Origin of the sequence: Natrialba hulunbeirensis JCM 10989, assembly GCF_000337575.1 — an archaeon.
Lineage (GTDB): Archaea > Halobacteriota > Halobacteria > Halobacteriales > Natrialbaceae > Natrialba > Natrialba hulunbeirensis.
The window spans coordinates 33,092-53,477 of record NZ_AOIM01000034.1; the positions used below are offsets into that span (position 1 = coordinate 33,092).

Consider the following 20,386-nt stretch of genomic DNA (forward strand, 5'->3'; position numbering starts at 1 on the left):
CTTGTTAACCTCCACCCCTAGTTAGCAAGTATTATTAAAATATAGAATTAGTTAATAACATGATGGACACAGCACCCACACGTCGACAACTCCTTACTGCCGGAGTTGGCGCTGGAATCGTCGGTCTCGCCGGCTGTGCGGAGACCAGTCTGGATGCGGAAGCGGACGGGACGTTCACGATCGTCCCGACTGCGGACCCGACGGGAACGGGCGACTCCTGGGACAACTGGGGTGGGATGACACCCTACTGGACGCGGGTCATCGAACCACTGGTCTGGGGGACCGACGGGATGCAACCACAGCCGTGGCTCGCGACCGACTGGACCGCGACAGACGACACTACCTGGGTGTTCGACCTCCGGGAGGGCGTCACCTTCCACAACGGCGACGAGATGACCGCGGACGACGTCGTCCACTCCTTCGAGGAGGACATTCTCACCGAGCGTGGCGACTTCGTTCACGGCTGGCTCCACGTAGAACCCGGCAGCGTCGACCGGATCGACGACTACACCGTCTCCTTCGAGACGACGGAGCCGTTCCCCGGATTCCCCGGAACGATCGCACACAACATGATCGACATCCAGCCGGCCGAGGCCGACCGCCGCGCCGGCGAAATCATCGGTACTGGCCCGTTCACGCTGGCCGAGATGGAACAGGGTCAACAGCTTCGCGTCGAACGCTTCGAGGACTACTGGGGCGGCGCTCCCGAACCCACCGAACTCACGTTCCGGGCCGCCGAGGACGCGACGACCCGAACCGACCTGCTCGTCGCCGGTGAGGTCGACCTTATCTACGAGCCCGCGACGAGCCGAATCGACGGACTACGTGAACGTGGCGACGTGCGCATCGAAACCGAACAGTCCTCCGGCTCGGTATTCGTCTCGATCAACATCCACCGAGAGCCGACCGACGATGCCGACCTTCGACGGGCGCTCAACTACGCGATCTCGCAGGACGAAATCGTCACCACCGTCCTCGAAGGCGTCGGCCAGCCCGCCAGCGGCCCGCTCTCGACGGTCATCGACTGGGCCGCCGACGAGGAACTGCCGGCCTACGAGCGCGACCGTGACAGGGCGCGTGACCTCGTCTCGCAGTCGTCCTACGACGGCGAGGAACTCACCTGCCTCGTCGAGAACGATATGGACGACGGCCGCACGCTCGTCCAGATCCTCCAGGAGGAGTACGAGAAGATCGGCGTGACGCTCGACGTGGAGGTACTCGAGAGCGCCTCGCTCCGGGACCGAACCGACCGCGGCGAGTTCCACCTCGAACTCGGCACGTCGCAGTCGAACAGTCCGGCGGCGGACTACATCATGTGGGAGAACTTCCACACGATGGGCATCTCGAACAAGGACCTGTACGAAGCCGAGGGGACGGGCCTACACAACCTCGGCGGCGAGGTCGACGAACTGATCGAGACCGGCTTCCAGTCACACGACCCAGACGAGAAGCGCGAGGCGTACGTCGCCGCCCAGCGTGAGATTATGGACGCAGGCGTCGTTATCCCTCTGTTCTATCGGGAGTACGTCGTCGCCGCGGACGCCGAACTCGAGGGGCTCGACCTCCATCCGATCGACAAGTTCGCCCAGTGGGGCGAGCTGACGCGAACGACGTAGCATGGATACGGCACCCTACCTCGTCCATCGGTTCGGCACGTCGCTCGTGGTGCTCGCTGGCGTCTCGGTCGTCACCTACGGGCTGCTCTTTCTGACGCCTGGCGACCCGGCCGAGGTGATTCTCAGCCAGCAACTCGACCGCCAGCCCTCCGAGGCCGAAATCGAGGCGTTCCGCGCGGAACACGGCATGGACGAGCCGGTACCGCTCCAGTACGCCGACTGGCTCACCGACGTGCTGCGCGGGGATCTGGGAACCTCGTACTACAGCGACGCATCCATCTCGGCGCTCATCCTCGACGCGCTCCCGCTGACGCTCGAACTCGCCGCCGCCTCGGTGGTCGTCGCGCTCGCGCTCGCGATTCCGACCGGCGTCCTGAGCGCCGTCCACCGCGGGACGGCGATCGACCGCGCGAGCCAGCTCGGGGCGCTCGTCGGCGTCTCGATGCCGAACTTCTGGCTCGGCTACCTACTGATCCTCGTCTTCGCGCTGACGCTCGGCGTCTTCCCGGTCGCGGGCGCGGGGAGCTACAGCCAGCTCGTCCTCCCCGCAGTCACGCTCGGCACCGGCATGGCCGCCGTGCTAACCCGGCTCGTCAGGAGTTCGATGCTCGACGTCCTCGACGAGGGCTACCTCGACACCGCGCGCTCGAAGGGCCTGCGCGAGCGGATCGTCGTCTACAAACACGCACTTCGTAACGCGCTCGTCCCCGTCGTGACCATCCTCGGCGTCCAGCTCGGCGCGCTGCTCAACGGCGCAGTCGTGATCGAGATCGTCTTCCAGCGCCCCGGACTCGGCATGCTGCTCGTCGACGCCGTCTTCGAGCGCAACTACCCGGTCGTACAAGGGATCACCCTCTTTACCGCAGTCGCCTTCGTCGTGACGAACCTGCTCGTCGACCTGAGCTACCGCTACCTCGACCCGCGCGTCGAGCTCGGAGGTGACCCCACATGAGCGTCGCACTCGAGTCCATCGCAAGCGCGGTCGGCCGCCGGTATCGTGCGCTCCGAACGTCGCGAACGCTGGCGACGTTCTGTGCGAACCCGCTCAACGTCGCGGGGTTGAGTATCGTGACGGCGATCACGATTGCCGCGGTCATCGGGCCGCTCGTCGCGCCGTACGACCCGACGACGCAGGATCTCGCGAATCGGCTGCAGGGTCCCTCGCTGGCGCATCCCTTCGGCACCGACCAGCTCGGCCGCGATCTGCTCTCGCGGCTCCTCTACGGTGCGCGGCTCTCGCTCGGCATCGCCGTCGCCGTCACTACGATTCGGCTCGTGCTGGGGACTACGATCGGCCTGCTCGCGGGCTACACCGGCGGCTGGGTCGACGAGGCTCTGATGCGGCTCGTCGATATCCAGCTCGCCTTCCCCGGACTCGTCCTCGCGCTCGTGATCGCTGGCATCCTCGGCCCAAGCCTACGGAACGTGATGCTCGCGCTCGCCGTCGTCGGCTGGGCCTCCTACGCGCGGCTCGTCCGCGGGACCGTGCTCGCGACGAAAGAGCGCGACTTCGTCCGCGCTGCACGGCTGATGAACGTCTCCCGGTTTCGGATCGCGACGCGACACCTCCTGCCGAACGTCGCCGGTCCGGTGGTCGTCCTCGCGACGCTGAACATGGGAACGGTCATCCTCGGCACCGCCGGCCTCTCGTTCATCGGCCTCGGCGCACAGCCGCCGACCCCCGAGTGGGGGACGATGCTCGCCGACGGGCGTCACCACCTCCGTACCGCCTGGTGGATCGCGAACGTTCCCGGCGTCGCCATCATGTGCACCGTGCTCGGATTCACCCTGCTCGGCGACGGCCTGCGCGACGTGCTCGACCCGAATCACGAGACGACACTGGAGAAACGGACGTGACTATCACACTACCACACCACCCAGATCCAGAACCAGACCCAGACCCAGAACCAGAACCAGAACCAGAACCAGAACCAGATCCAGATGACCACGACACCACCCACACTCGAGTACGGCCCTGACGACGCGGCCACCCCCGACGACGAGTCGACGGACCTCCTCGCCGTCGAGAACCTGCAGGTACAGTTCGGAACATACGACGGCCCCGTCCGCGCGGTCGATGGCGTCTCGTTCAGCGTCGAACCGGGCGAAACCGTCGGGATTGTCGGCGAGAGCGGCTGTGGAAAGTCCGTCACGGCCCGCTCGATCGTCGGCCTCCAGGAACCCGGCGAGGTCGTCGGCGGCACCGTCCACATCGACGGCGTGAACGTCCACGAGGCGAGCGATCGAACCCGCAGACGGCTGCGCGGCGATACCGTCTCGATGGTCTTTCAGGACCCCGACCAGACGCTGAACCCCGCGTTCGACGTCGGTGAACAGATCGCCGAATCGCTCAAGGTCCACGACCAGCCGGAACGACAGCGCCTGCTCGACTACCTGCACGCGCCGCTGTTCGCCAGTCGATCGGACTGGCGAGACCACCGCAAGCGCGCGGTCGAACTGATGGCACAGGTCGGCATCGACGACCCCGCCGACCGCGTCGACGACTATCCCCACGAGTTCTCCGGCGGAATGCGCCAGCGCGCCGGCCTGGCCATCGCGCTCGCGTCCGATCCCGACCTGCTGATCGCCGACGAACCGACAACCGCGCTCGATACGACGACGCAAGCGCAACTGCTGGATCGCTTCCGACGGCTCACCGACGAGCGCAACATGGCCACCCTGCTCATCACCCACGACCTCGGCGTCGTCGCCGACATCTGCGACCGCGTCGTCGTGCTCTACGCCGGGCAGGTGATGGAGACCGGCCCGACCGACCGCGTGCTCGCAGAGCCACACCACCCCTACACGAGAGCGCTACTCGAGTGTCGAACCAGCCGGGCGGCGAGAAAGCAACGAGTGCCGACGATCGAGGGAGCGGTTCCGGACCGCCTCGGCGAGCAGCCAGGCTGTCCGTTCGCGCCGCGGTGTCCGGCGGCGGTGGACACCTGTCAGGAGGGGAAACCGCCGACGTTCGAACGCGACGACGGGACGGTGCGCTGTCGCGAGGGCGTCGTGTTCGGCGAGTCCGACGACGATGGTGGCCCGGTGCTGGAGTACGGGTGCGGAGAGACCCAGTGCGCCAGAGAAGACTCGAGTACCACCTCGGACACAGCTACAGCCACAGCCAGATCGGCGAGCCCACCGCCGAGACCGGACGACGACACTGACCCGCTCGTCTCTCTCGAGGGCGTCTCGAAACGGTACCAGCAGGCAGGCGGACTGCTCAGGCGTCTCCTCGGAACCGATCGGTGCCTGCAGGCCGTCGACGACGTGACGCTCGAGATCGCGGCGGGCGAAACGCTGGGGCTCGTCGGCGAGAGCGGGAGCGGCAAGTCCACCCTCGCCGATCTGGTGACGGGACTCGAAACACCTACGAGCGGCGCAGTTCGGTTCGACGGCGACCCCGTCGGCGCGGCCGGAACGCGCACGGCAGCCACCCTCCACGACGTGGGCGTCGTCTTCCAGAACCCGCGCTCGAGTCTCAACCCGCGGCTGCCGGTCGCGCAGGTGATCGCCGAGCCCTTGTACGCGGACGGCTGGGAGGACCAGCGACGACGCGACCGCGTCGGCGAGTTACTCGAGTCGGTCGGGCTCTCGGAGCGCCACACCGAGCGGTACCCCCACGAGCTCTCGGGCGGGCAGCTCCAGCGCGTTGCGATTGCACGGGCGATCGCACTCGAACCGCGGCTGGTCGTTCTCGACGAACCGGTTTCGGCGCTCGATGTCTCGGTGCAGGCGCGGGTCCTCAACCTGCTGCTGGAACTGCAGCGGGAACTCGAGTTGACGTACCTGTTGATCTCCCACGATCTGGACGTGGTCGAGCACGTCTCGGATCGGGTCGTCGTCCTTTCGAACGGCGAGGTGGTCGAGGCGGGGCAGACCGAGCGGGTACTTGCGGAGCCGAGTCATCCCGAGACGGCCGCGCTGGTGGAGGCAGTGCCGCGGCTCGAACACAGTTCGCAGTAGTGGAACGGAGAGAATGAGTCGGAAGTGGTGCCCAAGGAAACAGCAGAAATCGCCAGACAGCGACGACAAGGTAGTTTTTGCCACCCGTGGCGACAACGGAAGGGTTTACCTGCTGCGCGCGATTGTCTCGCGCATGAACGTGCTCGTCACGGACCCCATCGCGGACGCGGGTCTTGACGTACTCAGAGACGCCGGCCACGACGTCGAAACGGGCTACGAACTCGAGGGCGAGGATCTTCTCGACGCGGTGTCTACCGCCAACGGACTCATCGTCCGCTCCGGGACGGAAGTCACCGAAGACGTGCTCGAAGCCGCCGAGGACCTGGTCATCGTCGGCCGTGCCGGGATCGGTGTCGACAATATCGACATCGAGGCCGCGACCGACAACGGCGTGATCGTCGCCAACGCGCCGGAAGGAAACGTTCGCGCGGCCGCAGAGCACACGGTCGCCATGACCTTCGCCGCCGCGCGCTCGATTCCACAGGCCCACATCCGCCTGAAGGACGGCGAGTGGGCCAAAAGCGAGTATCTCGGTGCCGAACTCGACAGCAAGACGCTCGGCGTCGTCGGCCTCGGCCGCGTCGGCCAGGAGGTCGCAAAGAAACTCGACTCACTCGGGATGGACATCGTCGCCTTCGATCCCTACATCTCCGAGGAACGCGCCGACCGCCTCGGTGCCGAACTCGTCGACTTTGAGGACTGTCTCGCCCGCGCCGACTTCCTCACCATCCACACGCCACTGACCCCCGAAACCGAGGGGATGATCGGCCCCGACGAACTCGAACTACTCGAGGGCGGCTACGTGGTCAACGTCGGCCGCGGCGGCATCATCCAGGAGGACGCACTCGCCACCAAAGTCGAGGACGGGACCGTCGCCGGTGCAGCGCTCGACGTCTTCGCCGAGGAACCGCTCGCCGCCGACTCGCCGCTGCTCGAGCACGACGACATTATCGTCACGCCACATCTCGGTGCCTCGACCGAGGCAGCACAGGAGAACGTCGCGACCTCGACGGCCGAGCAAGTCAACGCCGCACTCGCCGAGGAGCCAGTCGCGAACGCGCTCAACGCGCCCTCGATCGACGAGAGCGCCTTCCCGCGTCTCGAACCGTACATCGAAATCGCCGAAACCGGCGGCAAGGTCGCCGCACAACTCCTCGATGGCCGCATTGAGAACATCGAAGTCACCTACGAGGGCGATATCGCAGACGAGGACATCGAGTTCGTCACGGCTTCCGCGCTGAAGGGCGTCTTCGAGCCACTCGAGTGGCAGGTCAACGCGGTCAACGCACCACAGATCGCCGAAGACCGCGGCGTCGACGTAACGGAGTCGAAGACCCGCCAGGCCGAGGACTTCCAGAGCCTGATTTCGGTGACGGTCAGCAACGACGACGATTCGATCACCGTCGACGGAACGCTCTTTGCGGGCGACGACCCGCGGATCGTCCGCGTCGATGGCTACCGCGTGGACGCCATTCCGCACGGAAAGATGGTTGTTACGCGCAACACGGACGAACCGGGCGTCATCGGCCTCATCGGGACCGTGATGGGGAAACACGGCGTCAACATCGCCGGGATGTTCAACGCCCGCGAGGCCCACGGTGGGGAGGCACTGACGGTGTACAACGTCGACAGTCAGGTGCCCGACGCGGCGAAGGACGAACTCAACGAGGACGACCGGATCATCGGTGTCGATTACATCACGCTGAACGGCCAGAACTGAGGACTGGGGACTGCGGACTGCAGACTGCAGACTGAAAGGTGAGAACTGAGGCCGAACCGGAACCGAAACCGAAGCCGAACTGAAACCAGAAAGCCGTCTTTTTCCACACCCACGCAGCCTCAGTCACGCGGCCACACTCACACGGCCCCGCTGAACGCGTCCTCGCCAGTCTGAGCGCCTACTCGTCGGGTCCGGGCGACACGTTCGGTGCACCGCCGGTAATCGTCACCGTCCGCCCCTCGACCTCGGTATCGTGGACGTCGTCCGAGATACCTTCGAGTTCGGCCACGATGTCGTCGGTCGGCTCGGCACCCTCCTCCAGAATAAACACCCAAGTCATGGTGTCTGCCATCGGCGACTCACTCGAGACACCCCAGATGTAGATCTCGTCGAGCGAGACGTCGCTCCCTTCAGGTGCGTTGTACTCCCCGGTGAGCGTCGTCCTGTGGGGGAACTGCCGGAAGAGGTGGGTGAACTCCTGGTCGATGTCCTCCAGGCGGTCGTGGCTGCCACGGTGGGCATCGATCCGCTCCTCGTAATCCGGGCCGATGACGATAGCCGACTCGCCGACGGCGATGTCGCGCCGGCCAGCGGTGTTCGGGATCGGTGCGTCGATGACCGCGAACCCCTCGTACTCCTCGACGAACTCGTACTCGTCGTCGTCCTCGACGCCCGCGAGGATGGCGTCCTGATCGAACGAACCGAAAAAGACCTGCGTGAGCGACTGGATCAAGTGTGCGTCGACGGTCTCCGACGAGACCTCGAAGTACTCGGGGAAGACGCTCCCGAAGTCGGTCCCCTCGGGGAACTCCTCGGTGTAGTCGAAGCGGCGGTTGCCGCCATTGAACGGATCCGCGTCGGTGAGCCAGGTCCGGAAGGCGGCGGCCTCTTCCCAGTCAGGTTCGATGTCACGGTCGGGAATCTCGCGCTCGAAGCCCTCCTCACCGTTGGCGTCGCCGTTTCCGTCGTGGCCGTTCGAATCGCCGTCGTCGGAGTGGTTCCCGTTGTCCGATGGATCGTCCATCTCTTCGCTATCCGCACAACCGGCCAGGCCTGCCAGTCCGACCGCAATGGCACCGATCGCGCCACGGCGCGTGATCGTGGTTGCCGAACTCGAGTTACTCATGTGATAAGCGCCAACCATGGATGGACCCATAACTGCTCGTGACTGTTTATCGTAGTGAGAACGTCCGCAAATCGAGACGGACATGCACCGAACAAGTTCGTCCCGATAAATCGCCGGGCGGCGACGGTTGCGAGGCGGCAAAAGACCTATCGCCCCGACGACCAACCCATCAGACATGGACGACAACGGCGACGTTGCGGTCGACTTCGGCGAGGACGGCCTCGTCCCCGCGGTCGCACAGGACGCCGAGACGGGCGAGGTCCTCATGCTCGCCTACGTCTCTCCGGAGGCCCTAGAGCGCACGCGCGAGACCGGCCGCGCCCACTACTACTCGCGCAGTCGGGACGAACTCTGGGAGAAGGGCGCGACGAGCGGGCACGTTCAGGACGTCCGCGAGGTGCGCGTCGACTGCGACGCCGACACGCTGCTCTATCTGGTCGACCAGGAGGGCGGCGCGTGTCACACCGGCCATCGCTCGTGTTTCTACCGGACTATCGATGGCGAAACGGTCGGCGAGGCGGTGTTCGATCCGGACGCGGTCTACACGGACGGCGGGACGGTCGACGAGACGACTGATGGAGACGAAAGCGGCGAGACGACCACCGAATCCGAGTAACCCAGACGATGAGTGAACGCGTCCACGACACCCACGACCACAACGCCGCTGACGGCACCGAGGGCGATCGCCGGGACGGCCACGAACAGGTCGACTCACCGGCACTCGCCGACCTCGAAGCCGCCCGCGACCGATTCGAACGCGCAACCCAGCGTATTGAGGACCACGGCGGAGATGCTGTCCACGAAGCTGCAGCCGCCTATCGCGACGCCGACGAGCTCCTGACCCAGTACGTCGACCGGGCGACCGGCACCGGCCGCGAGAACTTCACGGCCTACGTCGAACTCGAGGGCAAGTTCTCCACGCTCGTCGAGAACCTCCCCGACGACCTGAAGGGACGTGCGGCGTTCGACGACGCCCTCGATGCCATCGACAAACGCCGCCTCAGCGAGTCCGACTTCGAGCGCGCCCACGACGCACTCGAGCCTGCGGCACAGTACGCCGAACTGCTCGACGAACGCGAGGCCGCCCGGGAGGCGATCGACGACGCCCGCACCGCAGCCGCCAAGCGCCGGCGCGAACTCGAACGCGAAATCAGCGACCACGAACGGCTGCTCGAACTCGGCACCGCCGACCTCGACGCACCGATCGAACGACTGCGGGACCCGGTCGAGGCCTACAACGACGCGATCCGCGAGGTGTTCACCGAGTACCGACTCGAGACGCCCGCCCGAGAAGTGTTCGCCCTCGTCGATCGCAGCCGGTGGTATCCGTTCGTCGGCTTCAGACAGCCGCCCGACGACCTACAGGCGTACGTCGAGCAGAGTTCCGACGGCGAGTACCCGATCCCGAAGCTACTTGAGTTCGCCGACTACTCACACTCGAAACTCGAGCACTACGTGGAGGATGCGGACGTGCTCAAGCGTCGCGTCGCGACCCAGCAGACGTATCTGGACGGGATCGACGCCGAGGCGCTGACGATCGACTGGCCACCAGAACCTGCGGGGGCACTCGAGCGCCGTGTGCGAGAGTACCGACCGTTCGTCGCCCGCGTGGCTGACGAGGAGACGGTTGCACAGCTTCGCGAGATCCGGCTGCGGACGTACAATGACGAGTACGACCGGCTCCAGACGGCCGCGCAGGCGGTCGAACAGCTTACTTCCGAGGAACGCGAGCGCCTCGCAAACGGTGCACTCGCGGACGACCTCGACTCGCTGCGCGCAGAGAAGGCGGCACTCGAGTCGGCGCTGGATGTGGACGATCCGGTGTAGAGTTTGCTCGCAAGGGGCGCCAAACGAGCGAAAACGCGGGATGCAACGCCGGGTCAGAACGCGATCCCAGCGGCCGGTTCCCGAACCCCGATCCAAGCGGTGGCTTCTACCACCAGTTACCACCAGTGTCGTTAGTGTACGTACTCGTCGGCCATCTCCGTCGGCGTAATGACCTCCAGATCGCCGGCTTCGACATGGGCATCGAGTTCTTCGAGCGTCTCTTCGAGACCCTCGATCGCCTCCTCCTCCTCGAGTTGGTAGAACGCGAGCGACGTGATGCCGCCGTGGGTCGCCGTCCAGTCGAGTAAATTAGCCGCTTCGCCGGGTGCAGGGTTCGACACCGTCGAACAGAGGTGTGGGTTGCCGGCATAGCCCTGTGCCTGTGTCTGGCCGGCGAACGCGAGGTCGTAGTGCTCCTGGACGAGTTCGTAGGCGGATTCGGTGTACTGCGAGCCGGGGAACGCAAAGAAGCGAGCACCCTCGTCGTACCCTTCGTCCTCGAGCCAGTCGATCGGTTCGGTGATGTTCTCCTCCATTTCGTCCGGGCCGATGTTGCTGACGTGCGTTCCGAAGTGTGAGTGGCTCCCGATCGTCCACCCATCGTTGGCGAGGTCAGCAACCTGATCTTCCGTGAGTCGGTCGCCTTCCACCGCAACGTCCGACCGAATGCGACTGGTCGGGACGAACGTTGTTGCCGGGAACCCGTACTCGGAGACGCGCGGCAGTGCTTCCGAGTGATGGGTCTCGTAGCCGCCGTGGAACTGGAGCATCACTTTGCCGGCGTTCGGCTTCGGGACGAAGTGGAAGTCATCGACCCACATCCGGCTGTCGTCGTCACCCTCGTCGCCACTGCTGCCGAACCAGCGGATAATCTGCAAGACCATGATCTCGCTCAGGTCCGGTTCACCGCGGACGCGTGTGAGTCCGAAGTTCTTGCGAGCCAACGGCATGTCCGACATCACCTGTTGGCTGTACTCGACGTAGTCACCGTCTTCGTCCTGCAGTTGAATGAGTACGACACCGTCGTCTTCAGCAGTCATCGCGAGCCCAGGGACGACGTCCCGAATATCGATTGGGTCGTCGAGCGAGCGCCGGGCCCGGACCTGGCCGTCTTCTGGGTCCGGCGCGAGAACCATCGATTGCGAGCCGTCGTAGGACCGCTCACTATCGGTGTCGATCGCGCCGATGTCCTGAAATGCCTCCCACTCGTCGATCGATTCGAAGTCGTCGAAGGTGCCGACCAGACCGGGTTCGCCGCTGCCGTTGCCGCCGTCGTCACCGTTCTCACTGTCGGCGTCACCACCGTTCTCGTCGCTCGGATCGTCACCGCTCTCATCACCGCCCATACAGCCCGCCAGCGCGAGTCCAACGGCCGTAGCCGATGTCGTCGTGAGATACGTTCGTCGTTTCATCGGTGTACTACCGAGGCAATTCAGGAACCCCGATTGTTATGTACGAAATAGTTCAAATCGGTCATCGCTACCACTATGGTTACCGATAGTAACGAGATCAAACGGCGCGACAGCGACATGCTGGTTACTCGTACGCCCGCTATGCGTTTCCCAGCCGACACCCACAGACAGATTCCCGATCCATAATCAGCGGGCTACTTGTCAGGACTCATGATTGCACGTTTGCTCGCGCCGGTACGAGTGAGCCAGCCGACAACGCAAACGTCGAACTAGTCGAACTGGTCGTCGTGCCTACTGACGGTAGGTACGTGTTTCGACTGGTCTCGAGTGATGACACTCTGGTGGATAGAAATAACTTATATCCGACACGATGAGGAAGCACCGTTCCATGGCCCTCGATACCATCGTGGAACGGTCCCTGTCGATGCTTGGGTATCCGTCCATCACTCACGGGCTGCTCAATCGACGTGTCGACGCAACTGCGCTCGATGTCGCGCCCTCGGCACGAATCTCGATGGGGTGTCTCCTTCGAGGGCACGTCACGCTCGGCCCTCACGTCCGGTTGAGTCGTGGCTGTATCCTGAACGGGTCGATCGATGTCGGACGGCGGACGAACTTCGAACCGGACTGTGACCTCGTCGGCGACATCGAGATTGGCAACTACTGTGCAATCGCCAGGGAGACGACGTTCCAGCAAACGAATCACGAAACGACGAAACCCGCGATGCAGATCAGGCTGTACGACGAAGTCCTCGACAGCGAGCTGCCACCCACAGCAGACGGGCCAATCGAAGTCGGTAACGACGTCTGGATCGGAACGGATGCGACGATCCTCTCCGGCGTCACGATTGGGGATGGCGCGATTATCGGTGCCGGTGCCGTCGTGACGAGCGACGTCGACCCGTACGCGATCGTCGCCGGCGTCCCAGCCAAACGAGTGAGGTGGCGATTCCCAGCGGAAACGCGGGAACGGCTGCTCGAACTCGAGTGGTGGGAGTGGGACGAAGAGACGATGCGCGAGAATCGCGACTTCTTCGAGCGGACGCTTCCCGACTCACGGACCGTACAGGATGCACTATCGCCTGAGACGGCGAACTAACGCTGCACGCGACGGAAACGACGGTCGAACAGCCGCCACAAAGTGGTGAGAGCCGGCGGCGTTCGGCGGACACAGCAGCGGACAGATGCAGTGGCCAGTATCGAGCCGAGCGCAGAAGGGGCCGGGGATTTTCACGGACAACCCCGTACGAACACCCATGACTCGGCAGTTGCTCGTTCCGATGGACGACTCTGTGCCCGCTCGTGCGGCATTCGAGCATGCTCTCACAGTCTATCCCGATGACGAGATCACGGTCGTTCACGTCGTCGACGACCTCGAAACCGGCTATGCGGGCGGGTCGGCCTCAGCGGACGCTGACGAGGCAGAACCCGAGTTCTTCACCGAGGTGCGGGAGCTGGCAACAACACACGACCGCTCCGTCGAGACAGTCGTCATCGAAGGAACCTCGGCCGAGGCGATACTCGAGTTCGCCGACGAAGAGGGTGCCGACCAGATTGTGATGGGGAGTGCGGGTCGATCCGGCGTGTCGCGGATGCTGCTCGGGAGTATCGCGGAGGGTGTCGCGCGACGATCGACGATTCCGGTAACGATCGTTCCGCGAGGACGGTAGCGACACGCGAGAGTGCAAAGCGACACGCGCGGGTGAACAACGCGAGTACAGGGCCGAGAGAGTTGACTCAAACCGAGGATGTTTTTCGAGTCAGCCCCCAATCGAAGGATATGGATGACCGGACGGGGACGACGCTGCACACCGGCCTCCTCATTCTGACCACCGCTGCAGTGGCGTGGCTGTCCGGACTACCGATGTTGTTCCCGAGTCTCGGTCCCTCGGCGTTCGTCCTGGCGCTCTTTCAGGACAGTGACGCGACCTCTCCCCGGCGGGTGATCGGCGGTCACGCGATCGGCGTCGTCGCCGGACTGCTCGCGTACCACCTGTTCGCCGCAGGCGTGACGATGACCAGCGCGACAGATCCGGGTTCGATCGAAGGCCTTCGGATCGCCGCGAGCGCCGTGCTCGCGACGGTGCTGACGACCGGCGGCATGCTCGCGACCGACACGCGGCACCCGCCGGCGTGTGCGACGACGCTCATCGTCTCGCTCGGATTGCTCTCGACGGCGTTCGAGGGCGTCCTGATCGTCCTTACCGTCGTCGTGCTCGTCGTCGCCCACGAACTGCTGCTGGCGACGGAGCGACTCGGCGCGCGATACGAGAGCCGACTGCGGTCCTGATGGGTGCCGGTTCGGTTTCGTTTTGTCCCGTTCCGTCCCATCCTGTCCTGTCCCGTTTCGCTCCATCCCGTTCTGCCATATTCAGGACCGTCTCTCACTCCAGTGCGTACCGCCCGTGCTCGTCTCGCTCGAACGACTGGCCGGTATCGACCCACCGATCGGCTGGTTGACTCCCTGCCTCCCCACCGAGGCGACCGTCCGCAACCACCGGCCCCCTCACCTCGAGCGTTCCGCTCCCTGCACCCTCGACGACGGAGCCGTCCGAAGCGACAAGTCGCACTCGACAGTCCAGAATCGGACGCCCGATACTCGCCGTCTCGGCAGCCCCGTCTCTCCCATCTCCGTCGTCAGTCCCCGCAAAACCACCGCTCGCAACGGCGCTTCCCGCGAGTATCGTCGGGCACTCGAGTACCCCATACACGCGCGAGACTGGAATCCCCCGGTCCCGGTACGGATCGAGCAGCGCCGGGTCGACCGCCGCATCCGGCAACACACACCGGACGGACTCGAGTGCGGCCGTGAATTCGCCGTCCGCGTCGCCCGCCAGATCGCGAAAGACGCTGGTCCGTCCCGAGAGGTGCGTCGCGTTCTCGGCGGCCATCGCGGTCAGCGCATCGCCCGGATCGAACGCTCGGTCGAGTAACAGCCGGCCGCCGGCGTACAGCACCGGCAGCGCAAGCCGAACGAGTCCGTCCGGGGCCGACAGCCGAGTCGGGATCGGCGCGACGGCGTCCTGCGTGACCCCCCATGTCAGGACCGCCGCGATGCAGTTGGACTCGAGTGTTCGTTCGGAGAACGTCGTGACTGGCCGGCCGTCGTCGCCGTGGAGGGCAAGCAGCGGCCTCGACGAATCGGAATCGCCGCGCCAGCGATCCGCGGGGTCGACCTCCGCGAGGTCGGGCAACGTCACCGAGCGGTCGAACGAAATCGAGCGCACGAGGTCTCGTTGGGCCGGTTCGGCGACGACGAGATCGGGGTCGAGTACGTCGAACGGGCGTTCGACGGTCACCGGCGTGAGCAGGTGTGAAATCGGGGCGAGTGTCGCACCGAGGCGGCGACAGGCAAACAGTAGCGCGAGCGAGGTGACGCGATTGCGCGAGACGAGACAGATGGTGTCGCCCGACTCGATGCCGAGCCCTGCGAGGCGCGCACCGAGCCAGTCTGTGAGCGTCGAGAGTCCGTCGTAGGTGATCCGATCCTCGTGGATCGTCTCGGACGGCGCGTACAGCCGTTTCTCCGAGATATCGACGACAGCGGTGCGATCCGGAAAGCGCGCAGCACGCCGTGCGAGCGAGAGAGTCACGAGAGTACCGATAACGCTCGCGGCCGTAATACGAGAGGAGTCATTCGCAAGCCGCCAGCTCTGTGGCTACGAGTCCGCCGACTGCGACTCGGACTCCAAGAACCCAAGCAACCGATCGTTCACATCCCGCGAGCGCTCGACAAATCCGAGATGGCCGACGGACTCGAGTACCTCGAACTCGCCGCGGGGCAGCCCACGCGCGAGGTCGCGACCAGCGTCGGGATCGACGAGCGAGTCGTCGGAGCCGTGGAACACCTGCGTCGGCTGGGTCACCTCGACGAGCCAGTCCGTCGCGTCGAACTCCTCGAGCGCTGCAACCTGTGCCTCCCAGCCCGCGCGGTCGGCATCGCCATCGGCTCGCCAGTCGACCATACCCTCGATAACGTCCGGCTGGGACGCGACGAAGTCAGCGGAGAGCACCGTCTCGAGTGACTCCCGAATCGCATCGCGGTCGTCCGGCGGGGCAAACAGCGACTCGAGAGAAAAGGCATCGCCGGTGGCTGCCGTGCCGAACAGCGAGAGCGTTTCGACCCGACTCGTAGAGCGAGCGGCCGCGAGTGCAATCGCGCCGCCGAGGCCGCAGCCGACGAGGTGAGCGCTGCGAACATCGCACTCTGAGAGGACCGCTTCGAGGTCGGCGACGAAGTCGGAGAGAGCGTACGGACCGGACGGCGCGTCCGAGCGGCCGGTACCGCGGAGGTCCCAGGCGATGGTCTCGAACGGGCCGGTGAGCGCGGCGTGTTGCCAGCCCCAGAGCCAGCCGCCGAGACCGGCATCAGAGATGAAGACGACGGGAGCGGTGTCGGCCGCGGCGTCGCCGTCGCGGGAGTAGTACAGCGAGACGGAGCCGTTCGACGCGGTAGGCATGGTCGAGACGAGGAGCGCGTGCGGGAGGACGGTTTCGGTTCCAGTTCCGGAGTCACTCGCGACCGGGTCAGCTCGATTTGACGGCCGAACTATGCCGCAAGATATTGCTTCGCGGCCTCGACGAGCACCTCACCTGCCGTCAGGACAGCCACCCACTCGATCGACTCCTCCGGGAAGTGCGCCTGCTCGATGCGTCCCGGTCCGAACAGCACTGTCGGAATCCCCGCCTCCACGTAGTGGCGACTGTCCGCACCGTACGTCGCACCCTCCACGTCGGTCCACTCGAGTCCCCGTGCCGCCATCGCCGACTGAACCGCCCGGACGACGGGTTCGTCCTCGTCGATCGCCGCCGGTTCGAACTGAATCGAGAACCGCTCGAACGACGGCTCACTCGAGAGCGGAAACGACGGCTCGGCGACGAGATCCGCCAGTTGCGCCTCGAACTCGCGCTCGACCTCGTCGACGGTCTCCCCCGGCGCAACGCCGATACGAAACTCCGCCGTGAGTTCGTCCGCAACGGAGGACGCCCAGCGGCCCGCCTCGGCGCGCCCGACACACACCGGCCACGGGATGTCGAACTCTTCGTACAGTGAGTGGGACACCCGCTCGCAGCGTTCGGACTCGAGTGCCATGAACGCGCGACGGATGCGCTCGAAGGCAGGGAAGACCGACTCACCCTCCCAGCGCGTTGCCGCGTGCGCCGACCGGCCCTCGAGTCGGAGTCGCTTCATCAGGCTCCCCTCGGTCGCCGTCACCGGTCGGCAGTCGGTCGGTTCGGCCACGATTGCGGCGTCCCGAGAGAACGGGTACGGATTCTCGAGCGCGGCGGCCGCCGCGCCGATGCCGCCCTCTTCCTCGCCGACGACGCTCTCGACGACGAGTCGGCCGTCGAGGTCGGCCGGGCGCTCGGCCGCCAGCTGGCGCGCCGCGAACACGCAGGCCGCCAGTCCGCTCTTCATGTCCGCCGCGCCGCGGGCCGTCAGCGTGCCGTCGGCCCAGCGCGGTTCGAAAGGGTCCGCCTCCCACCCGTTTCCGGTCGGTACGACGTCGACGTGTCCGTTCAACACCAGCGTGGGACCTGCGTCGGAATCACCGAACTCGAGAACGCCCGCCACGTTCGGTCGAGCGGCCGTCTCGACCTCGTCGGTAACGGCGTCGGGGTCGTCGGGAAACGACGGGTGGTCGGCGAGGACAGCGGGGTCGGCCTCCCACTGGTAAGTTTCGAAGCCGGCATCTTCGAGGCGGTCGCGGAGCCACTCCTGGGCCGGTGCCTCGTTCCCCGCGGTCGTCTCGAACCGACACAGTTCGTCGACGAACGACCGCAACTCCTCGTTCCACGCCGTCGCAAAGTCCATACCCGAGCCAGGAACGGCGTCCTCAAATAGACCGGTGTCGCTTCCGAGCGGGCCCGAGAAGTTCGAGAAACGAGACTGAAAACGAAAACCGCAGTGCGACTGGGCGGCTTAGGCGTCGAGGACCTGCCGCAACACGTCCGGCGCGTCCGCGAGTGCGTCGTCCAGATCCTCAGTGTTCGGGCCGCCACCCTGCGCGAAGTCCGGCGGACCGCCGCCACCGCCGCCGACGCGAGCGGCGAGTTCGCCGACTACGTCGCCGGCGTTGACGCTGACGTCGTCCGGAACGGCGACGACGAACGTCGCACCGCTCTCGCCGCTGCCGAGCACCGCAATGCTCCCTTCGTCGACGATCGCGCTCGCGGTCGCACGAAGTTCGTCCATATCGGCGTCCAGTCGGTCGACGACTGCCGTCGTCTCGCCGACGTCGTACTCCTCGCCGCTGCCACCGCCGCCCGCACGGGCCGCTGCGAGTTCCTCCGTCAGGTCCTCGATCTGCTTGCCCCGGTCCTTCCACTCGGTGAAGAACCGCTGGGCGGTCTCGGGGACGTCCTCGGGCGAGACGTCCAAAATCTCGGCCGCCTCGTAGAGGGCGTCCTCGTTCTCCTGGGTGGACTCGAGTGCAGCCTCGCCGGCGGCGAAGGTGATGCGCTCGACGCCGTCCTGGACGCGTTCGGTGGTGAGGACCTTGATGGAGCCGATGTCGCCGGTGCGGTTGACGTGGGTGCCACCGCAGGCCTGAACGTCGTCGGCGACGTGGATGAGGCGGATCTGCTCGCCCGGCGGGATGCCGCCCTGGTAGAGGTCGAAGCCGTGTTCGGATTCGGCGTCGTGACGGTCGGGCCACTCCTGGCTGACCGAGGTGTTGTCCATCACGAGGTCGTTTGCGACGCGTTCGATCGCCTTGATATCCTCGCGGGAGATGCGGTCGTAGTGGCGCAGGTCGATTCGCGAGGAGTCGACGCCCTTCTGGGCACCGGCCTGGCGGACGTGCTCGCCGAGGACCTGGCGGGCGGCGTGGATGATGATGTGGGTCGCCGTGTGGTGGCGCATAAGCTGGCGACGCCGGGCGGTGTCGAGTTGGCCGTTGACGAACTCGCCCTTGCCGAGTTTGTCGTCCGTGCGGTGGAGGATGACGCCGTCCTCGCGCTGAACGTCGCGGACCTCGACGGTCGCGTCGTCGGTCGAGAGCGTTCCGGTGTCTGCGGGCTGGCCACCGCCCTCGGGGTAGAACATCGTCTGGTCGAGGACGATGTCGTAGCCCTCCTCGCGTTCGAAGACGTCGAGGACGACCGCCTCGAACTGGGTGCGCTGCTGGTCGTCGTAGTACAGCGTCTCCGTCTCGGGGAGGTCCGCAAAGCGCTCGTCGGTCTCGTCTGCCATCTCCTCGGCCGCGTCGGGCGTGTCGTGGCGCTCGGCGACGAGGCTGTAGAAGTCGTCCGGCACGTCGACGTCCGCACCGGCCTCTGCGGCGATCTCCTCGACCATGTCGGGCTGAAGCCCGTGAGAGTCGTAGAGTTCGATCAGTTCGTCGGTCGGGATCGGCTCGCCCGTCTCGGCGTGCTCCTCAGCGAGCGATTCGACGCGGCGACTGCCGCGTTCGAGCGTCTCGCGGTACTTCTCGACCTCAGTGCGGACGATGTCGCGGATCGTGTCGCGGTTCTCGTACTCCAGGCGCGCTGCCTGCATGTCGACGAGTTCGTCGAGGGGTGCGTCGACGCCGACCGTGTCACAGAGGCGTTTCGTTCGACGGAGAACCATTCGTGCGAGATAACCCGTGCCGACGTTCGAGGGGACGATACCGTCGCCGAGCATGTACGCGAGCGTCCGGCAGTGGTCTGCGATGGCGTAGATGTCCTCGAGTGGCTCCATCAGGGACTCGAGTTCGTCGGCGTCGACGTCGAGTTCGGTCGCGATTTCGCCGCGGGCGGTCTCCATGTCCTCGGCCTCGTCGATGTCCATGTGGCCCGCGAGCTTGGCGGCGCGGTGGATGAGCGCCTCCTCCTCGTCGGTGTGTTCGAGTCCCGCGTTGTCTTTGAGGAACTCGATCATGTCGGGGTAGACCGCCTCGTAGACGGTCGGGGTTCCCTGGGACACCCAGGTCCACCGTTCGAGGCCGTAGCCGGTGTCGACGATGTAGGTGTCCATCGGGGTGTAGCGGTTCCCGTCTTTCATCTCGTACTCGCCCTCGGGGTCCTGTTCCATCGACATGAAGACCAGCGTGGCGAGTTCGACGCCGCGGTAGATGACCTCGATTGCGGGACCGGCGTTGCCGCCACCGACCCACGGATCCTCGATGTAGATGACTTCCTCGAGGTCGACGCCCATCGAGTCGAAGAACTCGTCGCAGAGTTCGACGGTGCGGTCCTTCCAGTAGACCTCGCCCTGGTAGGCGTACTGCTCGGGGTCGTCGAGGTCCTCGCGCGCGTTGAACGCGTGGTGGGCCATCATCTCGAAGGCCATCGTGTGACGGCCGGTCTTCCCGACGTTGTCGATGTCCTGCATCCGGATGCAGGGCTGAGAGACGGTGAGCGGGTTCGCCGGCGGCGGCGTCTCGCCGCTCGTGACGAGCGGCTGGAAGTCGTAGATCGACGCCTGGGTCAGCAGGACGTCGTCACGCCAGCGGTTCGCTGCGACCGGATACGGGTCGATCCGCTCGTGGTCGTGTGTTTCGAAGAACGAGAGGAACTGCTCTCGCATCTCCGAGAGGCTGTACGTTTCGTCGAATCCGGGGTTCTCGATGAAGTCGTACTCCTCGCAGGGCGGTTCCCCACAGGTTTCCCGATCGTGGTCGCGCGTCCAGAACTGCGCGCCACAGGAGGGACACTCCTTTCGGACGAACCCCTCCGTCTCGAAATACTCGAGACGGTACTCCTCCTCAAGTTGGCTCATTATACACGTGTTGGC

At 65.5% G+C, this 20,386-nt stretch carries 16 protein-coding genes; 10 read left to right on the forward strand and 6 right to left on the reverse strand.

All coding sequences use genetic code 11. The annotated features are described in order from the left end of the window. The first annotated feature begins 62 nt into the window (after positions 1-62). The 5 genes from C483_RS10625 (at position 63) to serA (ending at position 7,302) form a co-directional block, all read left to right on the forward strand. The gene (locus C483_RS10625; RefSeq protein ID WP_006653360.1) at positions 63-1,616 is read left to right on the forward strand and encodes an ABC transporter substrate-binding protein; all 1,554 of its coding nucleotides are present in this window, start codon (positions 63-65) and stop codon (positions 1,614-1,616) included. A 1-nt stretch (position 1,617) separates the two neighbouring features. Further along, on the forward strand, positions 1,618-2,568 hold the full coding sequence (gene nikB, locus C483_RS10630) for a nickel ABC transporter permease (RefSeq protein ID WP_006653361.1): 951 nt from the start codon (positions 1,618-1,620) through the stop codon (positions 2,566-2,568). Beyond that, entirely contained in the window at positions 2,565-3,473 is a 909-nt protein-coding gene (nikC, locus tag C483_RS10635; RefSeq protein ID WP_006653362.1) for a nickel transporter permease, read from the forward strand. Before nikB ends, nikC begins: the two co-directional genes overlap by 4 nt. An 84-nt stretch (positions 3,474-3,557) precedes the next feature. After that, positions 3,558-5,582: an ABC transporter ATP-binding protein gene (locus C483_RS10640; protein WP_006653363.1), complete on the forward strand. Its 2,025-nt coding sequence runs from the start codon at positions 3,558-3,560 to the stop codon at positions 5,580-5,582. Positions 5,583-5,715: 133 nt separating this feature from the next. Then, positions 5,716-7,302, forward strand: a complete 1,587-nt coding sequence (gene serA, locus C483_RS10645) for a phosphoglycerate dehydrogenase (RefSeq protein WP_006653364.1) — start codon at positions 5,716-5,718, stop codon at positions 7,300-7,302. A gap of 178 nt (positions 7,303-7,480) precedes the next feature. On the opposite strand, the gene C483_RS10650 is transcribed toward serA, so the two are convergent. Further along, the gene (locus C483_RS10650) at positions 7,481-8,458 is read right to left on the reverse strand and encodes a hypothetical protein (RefSeq protein ID WP_049912573.1); all 978 of its coding nucleotides are present in this window, start codon (positions 8,456-8,458) and stop codon (positions 7,481-7,483) included. 145 nt (positions 8,459-8,603) lie between these two features. Here C483_RS10650 and hisI point away from each other — a divergent pair, with 145 nt between their 5' ends. After that, positions 8,604-9,044 (forward strand): phosphoribosyl-AMP cyclohydrolase, encoded by a 441-nt coding sequence (gene hisI, locus C483_RS10655; RefSeq protein ID WP_006653366.1) that lies wholly within the window; start codon positions 8,604-8,606, stop codon positions 9,042-9,044. Positions 9,045-9,052: 8 nt separating this feature from the next. Beyond that, complete coding sequence (locus C483_RS10660) at positions 9,053-10,255, forward strand: DUF7118 family protein (RefSeq protein ID WP_006653367.1); 1,203 nt, start codon at positions 9,053-9,055, stop codon at positions 10,253-10,255. 131 nt (positions 10,256-10,386) lie between these two features. Here the strand turns inward: C483_RS10660 and C483_RS10665 are convergent, their stop codons facing one another. Continuing rightward, on the reverse strand, positions 10,387-11,667 hold the full coding sequence (locus C483_RS10665) for a polysaccharide deacetylase family protein (protein ID WP_006653368.1): 1,281 nt from the start codon (positions 11,665-11,667) through the stop codon (positions 10,387-10,389). A 388-nt stretch (positions 11,668-12,055) separates the two neighbouring features. On the opposite strand from C483_RS10665, the gene C483_RS10670 reads away from it, so the two are divergent. The 3 genes from C483_RS10670 to C483_RS10680 all read left to right on the forward strand — a co-directional run bounded on the left by C483_RS10670 (position 12,056) and on the right by C483_RS10680 (position 13,957). Continuing rightward, positions 12,056-12,766, forward strand: a complete 711-nt coding sequence (locus C483_RS10670; protein WP_006653369.1) for a CatB-related O-acetyltransferase — start codon at positions 12,056-12,058, stop codon at positions 12,764-12,766. Positions 12,767-12,923: 157 nt separating this feature from the next. Then, positions 12,924-13,337: a universal stress protein gene (locus tag C483_RS10675; protein WP_006653370.1), complete on the forward strand. Its 414-nt coding sequence runs from the start codon at positions 12,924-12,926 to the stop codon at positions 13,335-13,337. Positions 13,338-13,447: 110 nt separating this feature from the next. After that, the gene (locus tag C483_RS10680; protein ID WP_006653371.1) at positions 13,448-13,957 is read left to right on the forward strand and encodes an HPP family protein; all 510 of its coding nucleotides are present in this window, start codon (positions 13,448-13,450) and stop codon (positions 13,955-13,957) included. A gap of 94 nt (positions 13,958-14,051) precedes the next feature. Here C483_RS10680 and C483_RS10685 read toward each other — a convergent pair whose 3' ends face one another. From C483_RS10685 to alaS, 4 genes are all read right to left on the reverse strand, one after another. After that, positions 14,052-15,260, reverse strand: coding sequence for an AMP-binding protein (locus tag C483_RS10685; RefSeq protein WP_006653372.1), 1,209 nt, complete (start codon positions 15,258-15,260; stop codon positions 14,052-14,054). A 66-nt stretch (positions 15,261-15,326) separates the two neighbouring features. Next, positions 15,327-16,127 (reverse strand): alpha/beta fold hydrolase, encoded by an 801-nt coding sequence (locus C483_RS10690; RefSeq protein ID WP_006653373.1) that lies wholly within the window; start codon positions 16,125-16,127, stop codon positions 15,327-15,329. Positions 16,128-16,216: 89 nt separating this feature from the next. Further along, positions 16,217-17,482, reverse strand: coding sequence for a M20/M25/M40 family metallo-hydrolase (locus C483_RS10695; protein WP_006653374.1), 1,266 nt, complete (start codon positions 17,480-17,482; stop codon positions 16,217-16,219). A gap of 108 nt (positions 17,483-17,590) precedes the next feature. Further along, the gene (gene alaS, locus C483_RS10700; protein ID WP_006653375.1) at positions 17,591-20,371 is read right to left on the reverse strand and encodes an alanine--tRNA ligase; all 2,781 of its coding nucleotides are present in this window, start codon (positions 20,369-20,371) and stop codon (positions 17,591-17,593) included. Between the last annotated feature and the right edge of the window lie 15 nt (positions 20,372-20,386).